The following is a 16,800-nucleotide window of genomic DNA, read 5'->3' as shown; positions in this document are numbered from 1 at the left end:
GGTCCGCTGTGTGGACCATCGATTTGAGTAGTGGACCCGAGGTGGCCTTGAGGTGTCAAGAGAAAACGGGCAAGTTCATATGGGTGAAACGGACAGGCAACAATAGGAGGGAAGCCTCCGGAGGGTCTTGGGGTGCGTGAACCCCCGATGGCTCCGGCGGCGCGCGGCCCGATTTTCCGGCCGATCCGGCGCCGGAGCCGGGGTCTCCCGGCTGGATCGGCCGCCGATCCGCGGATCGGCGGTCACGTCGATCGAGTGACCCATGTCATAGCCGTCGAGGTCATTCGAGTCCCCGGCGGCGGGTTTCCTGGCCGTGGGTGTCGGACCCGGGCATTGACAGAGACTGTACCCTCGTCAAAAATGAACTGGCAGTTCGCTCAGTGAACCAGTTGACGGGTGTGGCCGAGGGCCGGGATCGCTGTCACCGCATGTCCGACCATGAAGAGAGGTTTCGTGCACTTCGATGTTGCTGTCACGGGTGGACTGCTTGTCGACCCGGACTGGGGAACGCTGGCGGGCAGTCTGGGGATCAAGGACGGGCGGATCGCCGCCGTCCTGGCCCCCGGTGAGCGACTCTCCGCGGACGAGGAGATCGACGCCACCGGGCTGGTCGTCATGCCGGGTGTCATCGACCCGCACACGCACCTCGGCTACGCGCAGTCCTTCGAGGCCGACCTGGAGACCGAGACCCGATCGGCGGCCCTCGGCGGCGTCACCACGGTGATGAGCTTCTACCGTCAGTACAAGGGCGCGGAGCCGGCGCCGTACGACGAGCTTCCCGAGCTGATCGCCTCGGTCGACGAGAAGTCCACCGTCGACGTGGCGCTGCACTTCGGCATGCTCGCCGAGTCCCAGGTGCGGCAGATACCGAAGTACGCGGACGCCGGCGTCAGGTCGCACAAGTTCTACATGGCCTACCGGGGCGCGGACGGAGCCACCGTCGGGATGGTGAACGAGTGCGACGACGGGCTGCTGCTGGAGGGCCTGCGCCTGCTCGGCGAGTCCGGCGGCGTGGCCTGCGTGCACGCGGAGAACACCGACATCGTCAACCGGACCATGCGGCAGGTGCGCGAGTCCGGGGCCACCGGGCTGCGAGCCTGGTCCGACGCCCGGCCGGCGTTCGCCGAGGCGGAGAACATCCAGCGGGTGGCCTTCTTCGCCGAACGGGTGGACGCCACCGTCTACCTGGTGCACATCGGATCGAGCGAGAGCCTTGAGGCGGCCAAGCGGGTCAGGGGCACCGGCGGCAAGGTCTGGGTGGAGACCTGCCCGCACTACCTCACCCACACCTACGACAGCGAGGTGGGATCGCTTGCCAAGATCAACCCGCCGGTGCGCACGGCGGAGGACGTCGAGGCGATGTGGCGCGGACTGATCGACGGTGACGTCGACACCGTCGGCACGGACCACTGCGCCGTGCCGCTTGAGCGCAAGCAGGGCGACATCTGGTCCGCCGCGGCGGGATTCCCGGGCATGGCGACGACGCTTCCGGTACTCCTCTCCGAGGGGCACCACAGGCGGGGGATGAGCCTGCAGCGCATCGCGCAGGTCCTGTCCGGCAACGCCGCCTCGATCTTCGGCATGCCGGCCAAGGGCAACCTGCGGGTGGGGGCCGACGCCGACCTCGTGCTGTGCGACCTCGACGCGGAGCGCGTCGTCGACCACGAGACCCTGGGCGGCTCGTCGGCGTACAGCATCCTCGACGGGCGGACGCTGCGCGGGTGGCCGGTGCGCACGCTGCTGCGCGGCAGGACCGTGGCCGTCGACGGGGAGGTCGTCGGCGAGCCGGGTGGCCGGTTCCTGGCGCGGTAGAGACCGGAAAACAGCGACAACCACTGAAGTCAACCCGTATCACCGGGTCTGACCTGCGGATTATCGGTAATGAGTGAGAAGGGCTGAACCCCAATGAAGGCAAAAGTGCTGCTGGTCCAGAACGGACCGGCGACCGTTGACACCGAGAAGAACGTCGAGGAGAACCTCGCCCTGGTCGCCGAGGCCACGAAGGACTACTCGCCGGACTTCGTGGTGTTCAGCGAGCTGTCCAACACGCAGTACTTCTGCGGCTACAACACCCCCGAGCACTTCAAGCTCGCCGAGCCGATCGACGGGCCGTCGGTCAGGCGTTTCCAGGAGCTGGCCAAGCGGCTCGGCAGCTATGTGCTCTTCCCCTTCTACGAGAAGGGCGAGGTCAAGGGCGAGTTCTACAACAGCGTGGCGGTCATCGGCCGCGACGGCGAACTGATCCCCGGCGACCTGCCCGACGGCCGCCAGGTGAAGGTCTACCGCAAGAACCACATCCCCGACCAGTGGAGCTACAGCCCCGGCCTCAACGAGCGCTACTACTTCAAGGAGGGGCCGGGCCTGGCGACCTTCAGGACCGAGTTCGGCAAGATCTCCATCCTGATCTGCTACGAGCGCTCCTTCCCCGAGGCGTGGCGGGTGCTCGCACTGCAGGGCTCGAAGATCATGTTCGTCCCGGTGGCGGCGTGGGGCCCGAACCGCGCCGACTCCTGGGGCGGAGAGCTGCGCACCGCGGCCATCCAGAACGGCCTGTTCGTCGTCGCCTCCAACAAGGGCGGCGTGGAGAACACCGAGGGCCCGCGTCACTTCTTCGGCGCCAGCCGGATCATCAGCCCGCTGGGCGAGGAACTGACCGCCGCGCCGGCCGGTGAGGGCCCGCACATCCTCAAGGCCGAGCTCGACCTGGACGAGATCGACCAGCACGGGGTCCGCTACACGTTCTTCCGCGACCGCCGTCCCGAGCTCTACGGCTCGCTCAGCGACGACATCGCGCGCGGTGTCCTGTAAGTCGGTGGCCGCCCACTCGGAGATAGGAAAAACACCATGGACGTAGGCGTCTTCCTCGGGTCGCAGTACGCGCCCCAGCAGGACATCTACTCGGCCTTCCAGGGCCTGGTCGAGCAGACGCGGTTGATCAGGGACACCGGCTACGACGCCGTCTGGCTGGGCCAGCACTTCCTGAGCGCCCCCGACCAGTACCTCCAGACGACGCCGATGCTCGCGCGTCTGGCGGCGGAGGCGGGTGACATGAGGCTGGGCACGAACCTGCTGCTGCTGCCCCTGCTGAACCCCGTCGACATCGCCGAGCAGTACGCGACGATGGACGTGATCACCGGCGGCAGGCTCATCCTGGGCGTCGGCCTGGGGTACCGCGACGAGGAGTTCAACGCCTTCCAGATCAACAAGAAGCACCGGGTGGGCCGCCTGGTGGAAGGCGTGGAGATCCTCAAGCGGCTGTGGACCGAGGAGAACGTGTCGTTCGAGGGCAAGCACTTCACCCTCGACAACGTGACGATCAGTCCGCGCCCGATCCAGAAGCCCCGCCCGCAGATCTGGTTCGGCGCCACCGCCGACCCCGCGATCAAGCGCGCCGCCCTGCAGGGTGACGCGTGGATCGCGACGTCGATGACGGAGTGGGGGGAGATGAAGCAGCAGGTCGACCTCTTCCACCAGACCAGGAAGGAGGCGGGCCTGCCGGAGAAGGTGGAGTTCGCCAAGTGTGTGGAACTCTTCGTCGGCGACGACAAGGAGTCCGCGCTCAGGGAGGCCGAGCCGTTCATCGGCGCGAAGTACAAGGCGTACTACAGCTGGGGCATGGGCGACAACGTTCCCGGCAACAGCGGCGCGAACAGCAGTGACTTCGCCGACCTGGCCAGGAACCGGTTCATCATCGGCGGCGTCGACGACGTGATCCAGGACTGCCTGCACCACCGCGACACGCTGGGCGTGACGCACCTGATCGTCCGGCTGAACTTCCCCGGGATGCCGATGGAGCTGGTCCGGCGCAACATCGAGCGGTTCGGCAGGGAGGTCATTCCGGCCATCCGCTGACCTGGGCCCTCCGGTCGCTCTGTCACGGCGCTTTCCTGCGGTCGTCGCAACACGCTGATCTGTTGCCGGCGGCAGCCGGCCTGGCGAGGGCATGGGTTTCCGTGTCACCTCATGGTGTGGGAACGCGGAAACCCATGGCCCTGAACCGGGGGACCGGCCGGCGTGGGCGCGTTCGGATCCCCAGCCTAGAAACGGTCCGCGTGCTCGTCCGCCCACTGTGTGAACGTACGTGCCGGACGGCCGGTCACCCGGGTGACCGTGTCGTCCACGGTCTTGGAGGAGTCACCGGACGCGGCGTACCAGCCGACGACATACTCGGCGTCCGCCCGGGACACTCCGGTGGCCAGCAGCCTGTCGACCGCCTGTTCGTGCGTTATCGGCTCGAAGGCGATGTCGCGGCGGAGCGTCCGGGACAGGATCGCGATCCGCTCACTCGGGGTCAGCGCTTCGGGTCCGGTGAGGTTGTAGGACTGTCCCGCGTGGCCGTCATCGAGCAGCGCGACGGCTGCCACGGCCCCGATGTCGGCCTCGTGCACCAGCGCGCTGGGAAAGTCGTACGGTTCGCGGACCACTCCTTCGGCTCGGATCGATTCGGCCCAGCCCAACGTGTTGGACATGAACTCCTGTGCTTCCAGACGTGTCCATTCCACGCCTGAGTCCGCCACCGCCTGCTCGACCGGGCCCACCCAGCCGCCCCACAGCACGGTGAGGCGCTGAACGCCCGCGGCGACCGCCCGCTGGACCAGCTCGGGCCCGACCTCGGCAAGTCCGTTCGTCACCGTGATATGCAGCCGGTCGACGCCGTGGAGTGCGGTGTCCAACTTCTCTGGTGTGTTGTGCGTGCCGGCCACCAGCTCCACCTCGGCCGGAAACCTTCCCACGTTCGCCGCCGGGTCTCGCGTCAGGGCCCGAACCCGCTCTCCTCGGCGGACCAGTTCTGCCACAACGTGCCGGCCGGTGTTCCCGGTGGCACCTGTCACCAAGGTCGTCATAGTCGAGTTCCTTAGGTCGTCTTGCTCGGATGGGTCGCCGACGAGCCTAGAAACTCAACCGCAGTTGAGGTCAAAAGTCCGGCACGATAACGCGATCACCGGTGTTTCCCCAGGTCGCGGTGGTCGATGTCCATCCTCATGCCGGCCTCGGACGCCGCGCTCCGCTCGTTTGGGGATGGTGGCACGAGTCTTGCCGACACCCCGATTCCCGCACTCGGCCTCCTCGAAGGCCGACAGGCCAACAGCCTCGCGCATCAACGGAGATCTCGCCGCGCGGACCTCCGGTGGTCCTAGGTCCAAGGTCCCGGGTCATGCCGACCGGGCGTCCGATGCCGCGGACCGCGGCGAGCGGCATAGTCGTGCCGAGGACAGCGCGGAACACGCAGGGAGGGGAGGGGCGATGACCGGACCTGACGGACCGAGCCCGGGCGCCGCCCACCCCAGTGCCCTCAAGGGGTGTGCCAACAAATGTCCGCCGGTTCCGGTGCAGCCATGACAGGCCACCGAACCACATACGGACGAAAGGCACACCCATGTCCACAGCTCAGTCCCCGGCCCGCGGCCGACGGCCGGGATGGAGCCTCGCGCTGCTCGCGCTCGGGCACCTGATCATCAGCCTCGACTTCACCATCATCTATGTTGCCCTGCCCGACATCGCGACCGATGTCGGCTTCACGCCGCACACCCTGCAGTGGGTGGTCACCGCGTACGTCGTCCTCTATGGAGGCTTCCTGCTGTTCGGCGGCCGGCTGTCCGACCTGGTGGGACGCCGGCGGATGTTCGTGCTCGGCATGGCGCTGTACGGCGTGGCCTCCGTGCTGGGCGGCCTGGCCACGGCGCCGGCGGTGCTGCTCACCGCGCGTGCCTTGCAGGGCCTCGCCGGCGCGGTGCTGTTCCCCGCGGTGCTCGCCCTGGTCAACACCGCCTTCGCCGAGGGCAGGGAGCGCAACCGTGCGCTGACGGTCTGGGCCATGGCCGGCGCCGGCGGGCTCACGGCGGGCGCGCTGGCCGGCGGGGTGCTCACCCAGGCCCTGGGCTGGCAGGCCGTGTTCTACGTCAACGTCCCGCTGGCCGCCGCGGGTGCCGCCGCCGCCTTCGCCCTGTTGCCCCCCGACGGCCGCGTCAGCAGAGGAAGCGTCGACGTGCTCGGAACCCTGACCGGTACCGCGGGCGTCACCCTGTTGATCTTCGCGGTCGCGCACGGCTCCGAGGTCGGCTGGGCACGGGCCGAGGTGATCGCCGCGACCGTTCTCGCGGTGGTTCTGCTGGCCACGTTCCTACGCGTCCAGGCCCGGGGCCGGACGCCGCTGATGCCGCTGCGGCTGTTCCGCAACCGCGCGCTCAGCGGAGCGGTCGTGGTCATCCTCGTCTTCGGGCTGACGATGCAGGCCGTGCCGTACTTCCTGACCCTGTACTTCCAGGACGTCCTCGGCTTCAGCGCCCTGGAGACCGGGCTGGCGTTCCTTGGCCCGACCCTGTCGATCACGGCGGGAAACCTCCTCAGCGAGCGACTGGTCCACCGCTTCGGCACCCGGAGCACACTGATCACCGGCATCGTCGTCAACGCCGTGGGCGCCGCGTTCCTGGCCCCCGGCATGCACACGGACGGATCCTTCCTCACCGTCCTGGCCGGGATCGTCGTCATCGGCCTGGGCATGGGCATCACCTACGAGGCCATGTGGATCGCCGCGGGCACCGGCGTCTCGGCGGGCGAACAGGGTCTGGCCTCCGGGGTGGCCTCCACCGCGCTGCAGGTGGGAACCGCCGCGGGTCTGGCGGTTCTGGTGGCCGTCGCCAACCACGACATCGAAGGGCTGTCCGGACAGGCCCTGCGCGCCGCCTCCGCCGAGGGAATGCGCGCCGCCGTCTACGTCCTGGGCGCCGTCATGCTGACGGCCGTCCTGGCCGCCCTCAGGCTTCCCGGCCCGCGTGCCCGGGTCGCCGCCGCCTCCCAGCCCGTCCCCGACCCGGACGCCGCCGACCTGCGTCCCGCCGGCTGACAGCGTCCGCGGCTCCGGTCGCGGCGAATCTCCCGGCCGATGGCCGAGGGCGCGCGGCCCGGCCCGCGCGCGATCTCCCGCACCCGGTCGGCGATGTGGATCCGCTCGTCCTCCCGCAGACGGCGGGAGATGTCAGAAGGGGGCTCCGCCGGTCGTCCGACCGGCGGAGCCCCCTTCTGCCTCGCCCTGTTCGGCACCGAGCCGTTCCGCCGTCGCTTCCCGGCCCGGTGGTCGATCCCGGCGATCCGACACGCTCCGATGCGGCCGGAGTGTCGGTCAGCTCGCCTGGTCGTTGATGAGCAGGCAGTCGACCGCGGCGACTCCCTCTCCCTCGGGCAGCACCAGCAGCGGGTTCACCTCGGCGGCGGCCAGACCGGGCAGCGAGGCCGCCATCTCGGAGAAGCTCACCGCCGCCTGGACCAGCGCGGCACGGTCGTAGGCCGGGCCGCCCCGGTAGCCCGCGAGCAGCCTGCCGAGCACGCTCGCGTCGAGGAGTTCCTCGACGTCCCGCGCGGTGACGGGCACCGGGCGGGACGCCGCCTGGCCCATGAGCTCGGCGAGGATCCCGCCGGGGGCGATGGAGAGCACGAGCCCGACCTGCGGGTCGTCGACGACCCCCATCAGGCACTCCAGCTTCTGGCCGCCCACCATCCGCTGCACGAGGATCCCGGTGATCCGTGCCCCGGGCAGGTGGCTCTCGACAGAGGCGAGCATCGCCTCGGCGGCGGCCTTGGCCTCTTCGGGGGTGGTGACGCCGAGGACGACGCCTCCCGCCTCCGTCTTGTGCGCGATGTCGGGGGACTCGACCTTGAGCACCACGGGTGTGCCGACGCGCTCGACCAGGGCCGCGACCTCGTCGACGCCCGCCGCGACGCCGAAGGGCGCGACCGGGACGCCGGCGGACACCAGCGCCTCCATCGCGTCGGCGCCGGAGGCGACGGCGTGCGGCGAGGGCCAGCCGCCGAGCCTCTCGACCTCGGGCCGCGCGGCGAGGGTGAACCTCGGCCAGTCGAGCCACGAGGTGAGCGCGTGCACGCCGGGGCGCAGCCCCATCACGACCGGCACACCGGCCGCCGACAGCGTGGCGTGGATGACCGGGTCGAGCGGCCCCGCGGTCATGGTCAGCAGCACCACCGGGGTCTCGACGTCGCGGGCGACCTCGGCCAGGATCTCCGCCTGCCTGCGGTAGAGCGCCTCCTGGCCGGGGCCGGAGAGACCGACGTTCATCGCGAACACGACCGCGCCGATCTGCGGCTGGTCGGCGACCAGCCGCAGGGAACGGAGCAGGAGCGTCGGGTCCTCGACGGCGGAGCCGGTGACGTCGAGCGGGTTGTTGACCGCGGCGAAGCCGGGCAGCAGTTCGGTCAGCAGGTCGACGGCGGCGGGTTCGAACGCGGGCAGTGAGAGGCCGGAGGCCTCCGCGGCGTCGGCCATCAAACCGCTCGCGCCTCCGGAGATCGACAGCACGCCGACGCCGGTGGCCGCCGAACTTCCGCGACGCAGGTGCGAGAAGAGCAGCACCGTCTCGCGGAACTCGTCGAGGTCGGAGACGCGGATGGCCCCGACCGAGGCGAGCAGGCCGTCGAGCGCCGCGGCGCCGCCGGAGATGGCGCCGGTGTGGGCCATGGCGGCCTGGCGGCCGAGGTCGGACCGGCCGCTGGAGACGACGACGACCGCCTTACCCCTCTCGCGGGCCAGGCGGCAGGCCGCGGCGAACTTCGGAGCGTCCCGGAGCCCTTCGAGGAAGACGCCGATCACCTCGGTCGACTCGTCCTCGGCGTACCAGGCCACGTAGTCCGAGACCGTCGCCGACACCTCGTTGCCGGTGGTGATGAGCGCGGAGGCGGCGAGCCCCCGGCCCATCGCGGAGTCGGTGACGGCGTGCGAGAGCGCGCCGGACTGCAGGATCAGTGCGACGTTGCCCAGGGGCAGCGGATCGACGATCCGCCCGGAGTACGCCGCCGCGCCGCTCGCCAGGTCCGCGGTTCCGTAGCAGTTGGGGCCGCAGGCCACCATGTCGTACTTGTCAAGCAGGCGGCGCAGTTCCGCGGCGCGCTCGGAGCCGACACTTCCCTCGCCGAAACCGCTGCCGATCAGCACCGCCGCGCGGATGCCGCGCTCGCCGGCGTCCCTGACGGCCGCCAGCGCGGAGTCGGCGCCCACCGCGACGACGATGAGGTCGACGCCGTCGGGAAGCTCGCGCACGGAGGGTACGCACGGAACGCCGAGCACGTCGGCGTACTTCGGGTTGACGACGTGCAGGGCGCCCTCGAAACCGAACCTGCGCAGGTTCTCGAGGACCCGGGTGCCCCGGTTGAGTCGTGGTGAGGCGCCCACCACCGCGATGGAACGCGGGCGCAGGAGCGGTTGAAGGTTGCGGAAGCCCGAATCAGGCACGGTTTGTCACCATCCGGTCACGGAGACGGACGTTGGCTTGCGAGAGAACATCCCTGGAGGGCGGATCGGGAGATTCGAGTGATTCTCACCACAAGCCGACGACTCTGCCCCTGGTATCAGTAACATAAGGGGACGAATTTGATCCAGTGGTTTACCTACTGAACCACTTGCTTAGTGTAGCAAGGGCCAAACCGCCTCAGGAGACGCCATGACAGTCAACGATGGCCAAGGCGACATCGTTCTTGATATCCGGAACCTGCGTACCCGGATCGAAACCTTGAGAGGCGTCGTCCATCCCGTCAACGACGTCTCCTTGCAGTGCTTCCGTGGTCGCACTCTCGCGGTGGTCGGCGAGTCTGGATCCGGAAAAAGCATGACATTTCTATCCGTACTTGGGCTACTGCCCCCCGGCGGGTCGATCGAGTCCGGGACGGTGAGCTACCTCGGCCAGGAGTACACCCTTGAGGGTAAGAGCCGGTTGAGCCAGTTGCGCGGCAAGTCGATCGGGATGATCTTCCAGGACGCCCTGGCCGGTCTCAATCCCTCCTTCACCATCGGGCAGCAGATCGGCGACGTGGTGCGCCACCACGAGAAGACCTCCCGGGCCGAGGCCAGGCGGCGGGCGATCGAGACCCTCGGGCTGGTCGGCATCCCGAACCCCCGCGAGCGCGTCGACTACTATCCGCACCAGCTCTCCGGGGGAATGCGCCAGCGAGTGATGATCGCGATGGGGGTCGCGCTCCGGCCCCAGGTGCTCGTCGCCGACGAGCCGACCACGGCGCTCGACGTCACGGTCCAGGCCCAGATCATGGAGTTGCTGGACGGGCTCCGCCGGGAGCTCGGCATGTCGCTCGTGATCATCACACACGACCTCGGCGTCGTCGCGCGCTATGCCGAGGAGGTCGCGGTGATGTACGGGGGCCGCGTCGTCGAGCACGGCAGTGTCCGTCAGGTGCTCAAGAACACGGTCCATCCGTACACCGAGGCGCTGCTCCGGTCCAGCCCCCGGCCCGACGCCCACGTCGCGGAGCTCGACCCGATCCCCGGCCAGCCCCCGAACCTGCTGGCCGTCCCCACCGGCTGCAGCTTCCATCCGCGCTGTCACCGCCGCGACGACCGCGAGCTCTGCGCCACCGACATCCCGCGCCTGCGCGCGCTGACCCCGACCAGCCAGTTGACCGCCTGCCATCGCGCCGAGGAGATGGCACTGCAGGATGTGAGTGTGTGATGGCCGCTGAGATCGCGGAGCCCGCGGACAGCCCGGGTCCCTTCGTCGCCGGACCCGACGCCGTTCTCCGGGTGGAGAGGCTCTCCAAGCACTTCGGGAAGAAGAAGCGGTTCGGCGGCTCGTCCAACATGGTCAGGGCGGTGGACGAGGTCTCCTTCGACCTCGCCCGCGGCGAGACGCTCGGCCTCGTCGGCGAGTCCGGGTGTGGCAAGACGACGCTGAGCCGGATGATCCTGCGGCTGATCGAGCCCACCGGCGGCCGGGTGCTCCTGGACGGCGAGGACGTCACCAAGCTGGCGGGGCGCAGACTCCGCGAGTTCCACCAGCGGGTCCAGGTGGTCTTCCAGGATCCGTACGCGTCGTTGGACCCGCGCCAGCGGGTGGCGGCCAGCGTCGCCGAACCGCTCACCAACTCCGGCATGTCCAAGCAGGAGAAGCTCGACACGGTGCACGGGATGCTGGAGCGGATGGGTCTCCAGCGTGCCCAGGCCAAGCTGTTCCCGCACCAGTTCTCCGGCGGTCAGCGCCAGCGCATCGGCATCGCCCGCGCGCTCTCGGTCACCCCCCAGGTGCTGCTCCTCGACGAACCGGTGTCGGCGCTGGACGTCTCGATCCAGGCGCAGGTCCTCAAACTCCTGCAGGACCTGCGTCAGGAGTACGGCCTCAGCTACATCCTCATCTCGCACGACCTCTCCGTCGTACGGCACGTGAGCGACCGGGTCATGGTGATGTACCTGGGGCGGATCGTGGAGATCGCCGCCAAGGACGACATCTACACCTCGCCGCACCACCCGTACACCGCCTCACTGCTGTCGGCGGCGCCGGTGCCCGACCCCGATGTGGAGCGTTCCCGCGAGCGCATCCAGCTGCCCGGTGACCCGCCGAACCCGGCGAACCCTCCCTCGGGATGCACCTTCCACCAGCGCTGCTTCCACGCCGAACTGCTCGCCCAGAAGCTCCCCGCCGGCGAGGTCCACGAGCTGGACGGCGGGCGCAAGGTCCCTCGCGCCTGCGTCCGGCAGGCGCCGGCCCTGACCCTCAAGGCCGACGACGAGCACTGGTCGGCCTGCCACTTCCCGCTGGAGCGGGAGCAGGCCGCGACGATCATCGCCTGAGTCTCCGTTCCCGAACACGTCCGCGCTTCCGATCGGTGAGCCTCTCCCGGTCGGGGTGTCGGCGTGCCCCGGGGCCGCCGCCGGCGGCCCTCCCCGGATACAAGAAGTTAACCGCCGCCCCGTTGACAGTGCCGCTGTCGACCCGTTGAATGAACCGCAGATTCACTCAGTGAACCGCCACCACCATGGGAAGTCATGAACGCACAACAGCCAGCACGCAGCAGGGTCGTCATCATCGGTGGCGGCATCGTCGGGACAAGTGTCGCCTTTCACCTGGCCAAACTGGGTCTGACCGATGTCGTCCTGCTTGAGCAGGGCAGCCTGTCGTGTGGCACCACGTGGCACGCCGCCGGACTGGTGGGCCAGCTGCGCGCGACGAACGAGATGACCAAGCTGATCAAGTACTCCACCGAGCTCTACGCGACGCTGGAGGAGGAGACCGGGCTCGGCACCGGCTGGAAGCAGTCGGGCAGCCTCTCGGTCGCCCGCTCGCCCGAACGGATGACCTCGCTGAAGCGGACCGCGGCGACCGCGCAGGCGTTCGGCGTCGAGGCGCACGTGATCAGCCCCGCCGAGGCCGGCGAGAAGTGGCCCATGATGCGGACCGACGACCTGGTCGGTGCGGTCTGGCTGCCCGGGGACGGCAAGGCCAACCCCACCGACATGACGCAGGCCCTCGCCCGCGGCGCCCGCAACCGGGGCGCGAAGGTGCTGGAGAACACCAAGGTCATCGGGATCGACGTGGTCGACGGCCGGGTCACCGGGGTGCGCACCGAGGCCGGCACGATCGAGTGCGAGATCCTCGTCAACTGCGCCGGCCAGTGGGCGGCGCAGGTCGGGGCGATGGCCGGGACGACCGTCCCGCTGCACTCGGTCGAGCACTTCTACGTGGTCACCGAATGGATGGAGGGCATCACCAGCGATCTGCCGGTGATGCGCGACCAGGACGGCTACATCTACTTCAAGGAAGAGGTCGGCGGCCTGGTGATGGGCGGGTTCGAACCCGACGCCAAGCCGTGGGTCGGCCCGCACGACATCCCCGACCCGTTCGTCTTCCAGTTGCTCGACGAGGACTGGGAACAGTTCGCCGTCCTGATGGAGAACGCGATCATCCGCGTCCCCGCGCTGGAGACCACCGGGATCAAGAAGTTCTACAACGGGCCGGAGAGCTTCACCCCCGACAACAACTTCATCATGGGGCAGACCCCCGAGATCCCCAACATGTACGTGCTGGCCGGGTTCAACTCCACCGGAATCGCCTCGGCGGGCGGCGCGGGCCTGGCCCTGGCCGAGTGGATCATCGAAGGCGAGTGCACCCGCGACCTCTGGCCGGTCGACGTACGGCGCTTCGCGAAGTTCAACGGCAACGAGACCTGGCTGCGGGAGCGGACCAAGGAGACGCTGGGCCTGCACTACGCGATCCCCTGGCCCAACCGCGAACTGGAGACCGGCCGGCCGCTGCGCCGTTCCCCCGTCCACCACCTGCTGGAGGCCGCGGGCGCGGTCATGGGCAGCAGGATGGGCTGGGAGCGGCCGAACTGGTTCGCCCCCGAGGGGGTGTCCAAGGAGGTGGAGTACTCCTTCGGTCACCAGAACTGGCGCCCGCAGGTCAACGCGGAGGTCGAGGGGACCCGCAACGGGGTGGCCCTGCTCGACCAGACGGCGTTCTCGAAGTTCCTCATCAAGGGGCCCGACGCCGAGGAGACGCTCCAGTACCTGTGCACCGCCAACATGGCGGTCAAGCCGGGCACCACCGTCTACACCGGCATCCTCAACGACCGCGGCGGCTACGAGTCCGACGTGACGATCACCAGGCTCGCCCGTGACGAGTACCTGCTGGTGACCGGCTCGGCGCAGACCACCCGTGACCACCACTTCATCACCGTGAACCTGCCCGCGGGCTGCCGGACCCAGGTCGTCGACGTGACCTCGTCGTACGCGGTGCTCGGAATCATGGGACCGAAGTCTCGCGAACTGCTCAACCGGCTCACCAAGGCGGACCTGTCGAGCGAGCGGTTCCCCTTCTACACCAGCCAGGAGATCGAGCTGGGGCCGGTGCCCTGCCGCGCCACCCGGGTCAGCTACGTCGGTGAGCTGGGCTGGGAGCTCTACATCCCCACCGAGTACACGGTGACCGCCTACGAACACCTCACCGACGCCGGTGCGGACCTGGGCCTCCTGCCGATCGGCCACTACGCGATCGACGCGATGCGCATCGAGAAGGGCTACCGGGCCTGGGGCCGTGAGCTCACGCCCGACCGGACGCCGGTCGAGGCCGGCATGTCGTTCGCGTGCAAGCTCAACACCGACATCGCGTTCCGCGGACGTGAGGCCGTCGAGAAGCAGAAGCAGCACGGCGTCACCAGCCGCATGGTGTCGGTGACCGTCGACGACGCCGGAACGGCGCTGTGGGGAGGCGAGCTCATCCTCCGCAACGGCGAGCCGGCCGGGTTCGTCAGCTCGGCGGCCTTCGGGCCGACGCTGGGCAAGGGTGTCGGGCTGGCGTACATCGAGCGCGAGCACGACCTCGTCGACGCCGAGTACATCAACGCGGGGACCTACCAGCTGGACGTGGCCGGGGACATCCTCGAGGCGAGCGTGAGCCTGCGCGCCCCGTTCGACCCGACCGGTTCGAGGCTGAAGGCATGAGCCAGGAAGAGACGCACATGGAAAGCGGCAAGAAGTCCATCGTCATCACGCTGTCGTGCACCGACCGGCCCGGCATCGTGCACGCCGTCATCGACTTCTTCTTCCGGCGCGACTGCGACATCGCGGAGAGCCAGCAGTTCGGCGACCCGGACTCGGGACTGTTCTTCATGCGGGTCCACCTGCGGACCGGTCCGGCCACGCCGTCGGTCGCGGAGCTGGAGAACGAGTTCGGCCCGGTGGCCGAACGGTTCCAGATGCACTACAGAATCCACGACCTCGGCGTCAAGCCGCGGCTGCTGCTCATGGTCTCCAAGTTCGACCACTGCCTCAACGACCTGCTGTACCGCTGGCGGTCCGGGCAGTTGCCGGTCGAGATTCCGGCCATCGTGTCGAACCACCCCGACCTCGCGCCGCTCGCCGAATGGCACGGGATCCCGTTCCACCACGTGCCGGTCACCAAGGAGACCAAGCCCGCCGCCGAGCAGCGGCTGCTCGAACTGGTCGAGGAGAACCAGGTCGACCTGGTGGTGCTGGCCCGGTACATGCAGATCCTCTCCGAGGACCTGTGCAAGGAACTGGACGGGAGGGCGATCAACATCCACCACTCGTTCCTGCCGAGTTTCAAGGGGGCCAACCCCTACGGCCAGGCGCACGAGCGCGGTGTCAAGCTGGTCGGCGCGACCGCGCACTACGTGACCTCGGACCTCGACGAGGGCCCGATCATCGAGCAGGACGTCGCCCGGGTCGACCACTCGGCGTCGGTGGAGGACCTGGTCGCGCTGGGCAGGGAGACCGAGTGCCGCACCCTGGCCAGGGCCGTCCAGTGGCATGTGCAGCAGCGGGTGCTGCTCAACGGTCACCGTACGGTCGTCTTCACCTGACCGTCGCCGGAGTGCGCCGGGGCCCGGTCGGCGAAACCCAGGTCGGGGTCCCAGCGTAGGGAGACGTGGCCGCCGGGAGTGCGGACGCTCAGCCGTCCGCCGGACCGGGTGACCTCGGGGTCGGCGGTGCCGGGCACGATCAGGGTGAGTACCGACTCGGCGGGCGGGGACAGGACCGTCGTCGCCTCGGCCTGCCTGAGGTGGCCGAGGGCGATCGTCTCGGTCCGCACGGTCTGCCCGCCGAGCGGCCGGCCCGAGGGCGTCGCGAGTTGGAGCAGCGTCACCCACCACTCCCCGTCGGCCAGGACCACCTGGCCGTCACGGTTGGCGACCACCGTGAGCGAGGGGGCGAAGTGCCACAGGTTGCGCAGCGCCGACCCCGCCGGGACCGAGTCCAGCACGGCCATCAGGTCGGCGCCGTGGCCGACCAGGACCGACCGCGTACGGCCGACGCCGTACGCGGTGTCGGTGAACCGGTAGCACTGCCGCGCCTGGGTGACGGACGAGCCCACCAGGCGCGTCGCCGTCCCCTCGCGGAGGTCCGCGCCCACCACGACGGGCACGTTGTGCGCCTCGGGGGAGATCGTCCACCTCCGGTAGGCGGTCCGCTCGTAGGAGTGGAAACCCGCCTCCACCAGGATGTCCCGGCCGTGGGCGTGGTAGGTGACGCCCAGATGGTCCTCATGGCCGTGCAGCCGGCGGCCGGCACCGAACCTGATCGAATAAAAGGCCGACCTCGGGTCGTCCCATGCCGTCCTGCCGAAGACGTAACCGTCGTCGAACACCCGCACGGTGTCCTCCCCGTGCCGGAAACCGCTCGGGCGCGTGTCGGCCGGGCTGTCGCCGATCGGCACCAGGCGGCCGTCGGGCTGGGTGGCGTGGCTGACGTAGGTCTCCAGCGAGTCGCGCCGCGCGACGAGCCCCGCGGGGACCTCGGCCCCGGACGCCCTGATCGCCTCGATCGCGACGCCCAGCCGCCGGTGGACGTATATCCCGTACCGCGGAGCCTGCTCGTGCAGCACGCCCTGCGCGTCGATGGCGAGTTCCGCCGAGTCGGTCATCCGCCGGACGGCCAGGTCCTTCCACCGCTCCTGGCCGAGACGGCAGCCGACCGTCAGCAGCGCGATGTCCTGGTCCAGGCCGTGGTTGTGACCCCGCCGGTAGAGCGCGGGATCGGACAGGATCTCGGCGTGCTCGACCAGGCTCTCCGACAGCCAGTCGTCGCGCACGTGCGCGCTGAGGCAGACCAGGACCGGGGCGCGTAGCGCGACCGGGTGCTCGGCCCAGGCCCAGGGACTGATGCCGGTCGCGCCGCGGGGATTGGCGCGCGCCCAGTCCTCGGCGATCCGGGTGGCGCGGTCGAGGTACTCCGCCTCGCCGGAGCGCTCGTACTCGGCGATCAGCCCGCCCACCCACCGCAGCGCGTGCAGGTTCAGCGTCCAGGAGCGGTTCCGGTGCGGGTCGGTCCGCCAGTCGATGTCGGTGCCCAGGTCGACGGGGGGCAGGCCGACGAGCCTGACCAGGCCCGCCATGACCTCGGACACCTTGATCGCGGGAAACAGGTCGGCGGGGCAGATGACCGGTCCTTCGCTCGTCGCGAGCGAGGGCGCCTCGGGACGATTCCTGATCAGGTCGAGCGCCTTACGGGCATGCCAAAACAAGCGATTGCTCCAAACAGTGTCTCGG

At 69.5% G+C, this 16,800-nt stretch carries 11 protein-coding genes; 8 read left to right on the top strand and 3 right to left on the bottom strand.

Translation table 11 applies throughout. The features are described 5' to 3' along the window. The first annotated feature begins 453 nt into the window (after positions 1 to 453). The 3 genes from AB0K21_RS09705 to AB0K21_RS09695 all read left to right on the top strand — a co-directional run bounded on the left by AB0K21_RS09705 (position 454) and on the right by AB0K21_RS09695 (position 3,852). Positions 454 to 1,812 carry a dihydroorotase family protein gene (locus AB0K21_RS09705; RefSeq protein ID WP_343964363.1) on the top strand — a complete coding sequence of 453 codons (1,359 nt, stop codon included), beginning with the start codon at positions 454 to 456 and terminating at the stop codon, positions 1,810 to 1,812. A 93-nt stretch (positions 1,813 to 1,905) separates the two neighbouring features. After that, positions 1,906 to 2,808: a carbon-nitrogen hydrolase family protein gene (locus AB0K21_RS09700; protein ID WP_343964365.1), complete on the top strand. Its 903-nt coding sequence runs from the start codon at positions 1,906 to 1,908 to the stop codon at positions 2,806 to 2,808. 36 nt (positions 2,809 to 2,844) lie between these two features. Further along, positions 2,845 to 3,852 (top strand): LLM class flavin-dependent oxidoreductase, encoded by a 1,008-nt coding sequence (locus tag AB0K21_RS09695; protein ID WP_343964367.1) that lies wholly within the window; start codon positions 2,845 to 2,847, stop codon positions 3,850 to 3,852. Between the two features lie 185 nt (positions 3,853 to 4,037). Here AB0K21_RS09695 and AB0K21_RS09690 read toward each other — a convergent pair whose 3' ends face one another. Beyond that, positions 4,038 to 4,844, bottom strand: a complete 807-nt coding sequence (locus AB0K21_RS09690; protein WP_343964369.1) for an NmrA family NAD(P)-binding protein — start codon at positions 4,842 to 4,844, stop codon at positions 4,038 to 4,040. A 533-nt stretch (positions 4,845 to 5,377) separates the two neighbouring features. On the opposite strand from AB0K21_RS09690, the gene AB0K21_RS09685 reads away from it, so the two are divergent. After that, on the top strand, positions 5,378 to 6,844 hold the full coding sequence (locus AB0K21_RS09685; RefSeq protein ID WP_343964371.1) for an MFS transporter: 1,467 nt from the start codon (positions 5,378 to 5,380) through the stop codon (positions 6,842 to 6,844). A 276-nt stretch (positions 6,845 to 7,120) separates the two neighbouring features. Here the strand turns inward: AB0K21_RS09685 and AB0K21_RS09680 are convergent, their stop codons facing one another. Beyond that, the gene (locus tag AB0K21_RS09680; RefSeq protein WP_343964373.1) at positions 7,121 to 9,241 is read right to left on the bottom strand and encodes an acetate--CoA ligase family protein; all 2,121 of its coding nucleotides are present in this window, start codon (positions 9,239 to 9,241) and stop codon (positions 7,121 to 7,123) included. 208 nt (positions 9,242 to 9,449) lie between these two features. Here AB0K21_RS09680 and AB0K21_RS09675 point away from each other — a divergent pair, with 208 nt between their 5' ends. From AB0K21_RS09675 to purU, 4 genes are all read left to right on the top strand, one after another. Further along, positions 9,450 to 10,469: an ABC transporter ATP-binding protein gene (locus tag AB0K21_RS09675; protein WP_343964375.1), complete on the top strand. Its 1,020-nt coding sequence runs from the start codon at positions 9,450 to 9,452 to the stop codon at positions 10,467 to 10,469. After that, positions 10,469 to 11,584 (top strand): oligopeptide/dipeptide ABC transporter ATP-binding protein, encoded by a 1,116-nt coding sequence (locus AB0K21_RS09670; protein WP_343964377.1) that lies wholly within the window; start codon positions 10,469 to 10,471, stop codon positions 11,582 to 11,584. Before AB0K21_RS09675 ends, AB0K21_RS09670 begins: the two co-directional genes overlap by 1 nt. A 195-nt stretch (positions 11,585 to 11,779) precedes the next feature. Beyond that, positions 11,780 to 14,233 (top strand): FAD-dependent oxidoreductase, encoded by a 2,454-nt coding sequence (locus AB0K21_RS09665; RefSeq protein WP_343964379.1) that lies wholly within the window; start codon positions 11,780 to 11,782, stop codon positions 14,231 to 14,233. Beyond that, a complete protein-coding gene (gene purU, locus AB0K21_RS09660; protein ID WP_343964381.1) occupies positions 14,230 to 15,114 on the top strand; it encodes a formyltetrahydrofolate deformylase in 885 nt (294 codons plus the stop codon). Before AB0K21_RS09665 ends, purU begins: the two co-directional genes overlap by 4 nt. Here purU and AB0K21_RS09655 read toward each other — a convergent pair. Then, the gene (locus tag AB0K21_RS09655) at positions 15,090 to 16,775 is read right to left on the bottom strand and encodes a heparinase II/III family protein (protein ID WP_364149047.1); all 1,686 of its coding nucleotides are present in this window, start codon (positions 16,773 to 16,775) and stop codon (positions 15,090 to 15,092) included. The two genes, purU and AB0K21_RS09655, sit on opposite strands and share 25 nt — an antisense overlap. Positions 16,776 to 16,800 lie beyond the last annotated feature (25 nt).

Origin of the sequence: Streptosporangium sp. NPDC049248, from assembly GCF_040678965.1 — a bacterium.
Lineage (GTDB): Bacteria > Actinomycetota > Actinomycetes > Streptosporangiales > Streptosporangiaceae > Streptosporangium > Streptosporangium fukuiense.
The sequence above is the reverse complement of the archived record's forward strand: the minus strand, read 5'-3'. Positions and strand labels throughout refer to the sequence as shown.

Excerpts from the sequence above, each read along its gene's own strand:
- AB0K21_RS09665 (WP_343964379.1), top strand. The coding sequence starts at position 11,780 with ATGAACGCACAACAGCCAGCACGCAGCAGGGTCGTCATCATCGGTGGC.
- AB0K21_RS09675 (WP_343964375.1), top strand. The coding sequence starts at position 9,450 with ATGACAGTCAACGATGGCCAAGGCGACATCGTTCTTGATATCCGGAAC.
- AB0K21_RS09685 (WP_343964371.1), top strand. The coding sequence starts at position 5,378 with ATGTCCACAGCTCAGTCCCCGGCCCGCGGCCGACGGCCGGGATGGAGC.
- AB0K21_RS09690 (WP_343964369.1), bottom strand. The coding sequence starts at position 4,844 with ATGACGACCTTGGTGACAGGTGCCACCGGGAACACCGGCCGGCACGTT.
- purU (WP_343964381.1), top strand. The coding sequence starts at position 14,230 with ATGAGCCAGGAAGAGACGCACATGGAAAGCGGCAAGAAGTCCATCGTC.
- AB0K21_RS09695 (WP_343964367.1), top strand. The coding sequence starts at position 2,845 with ATGGACGTAGGCGTCTTCCTCGGGTCGCAGTACGCGCCCCAGCAGGAC.
- AB0K21_RS09670 (WP_343964377.1), top strand. The coding sequence starts at position 10,469 with ATGGCCGCTGAGATCGCGGAGCCCGCGGACAGCCCGGGTCCCTTCGTC.
- AB0K21_RS09700 (WP_343964365.1), top strand. The coding sequence starts at position 1,906 with ATGAAGGCAAAAGTGCTGCTGGTCCAGAACGGACCGGCGACCGTTGAC.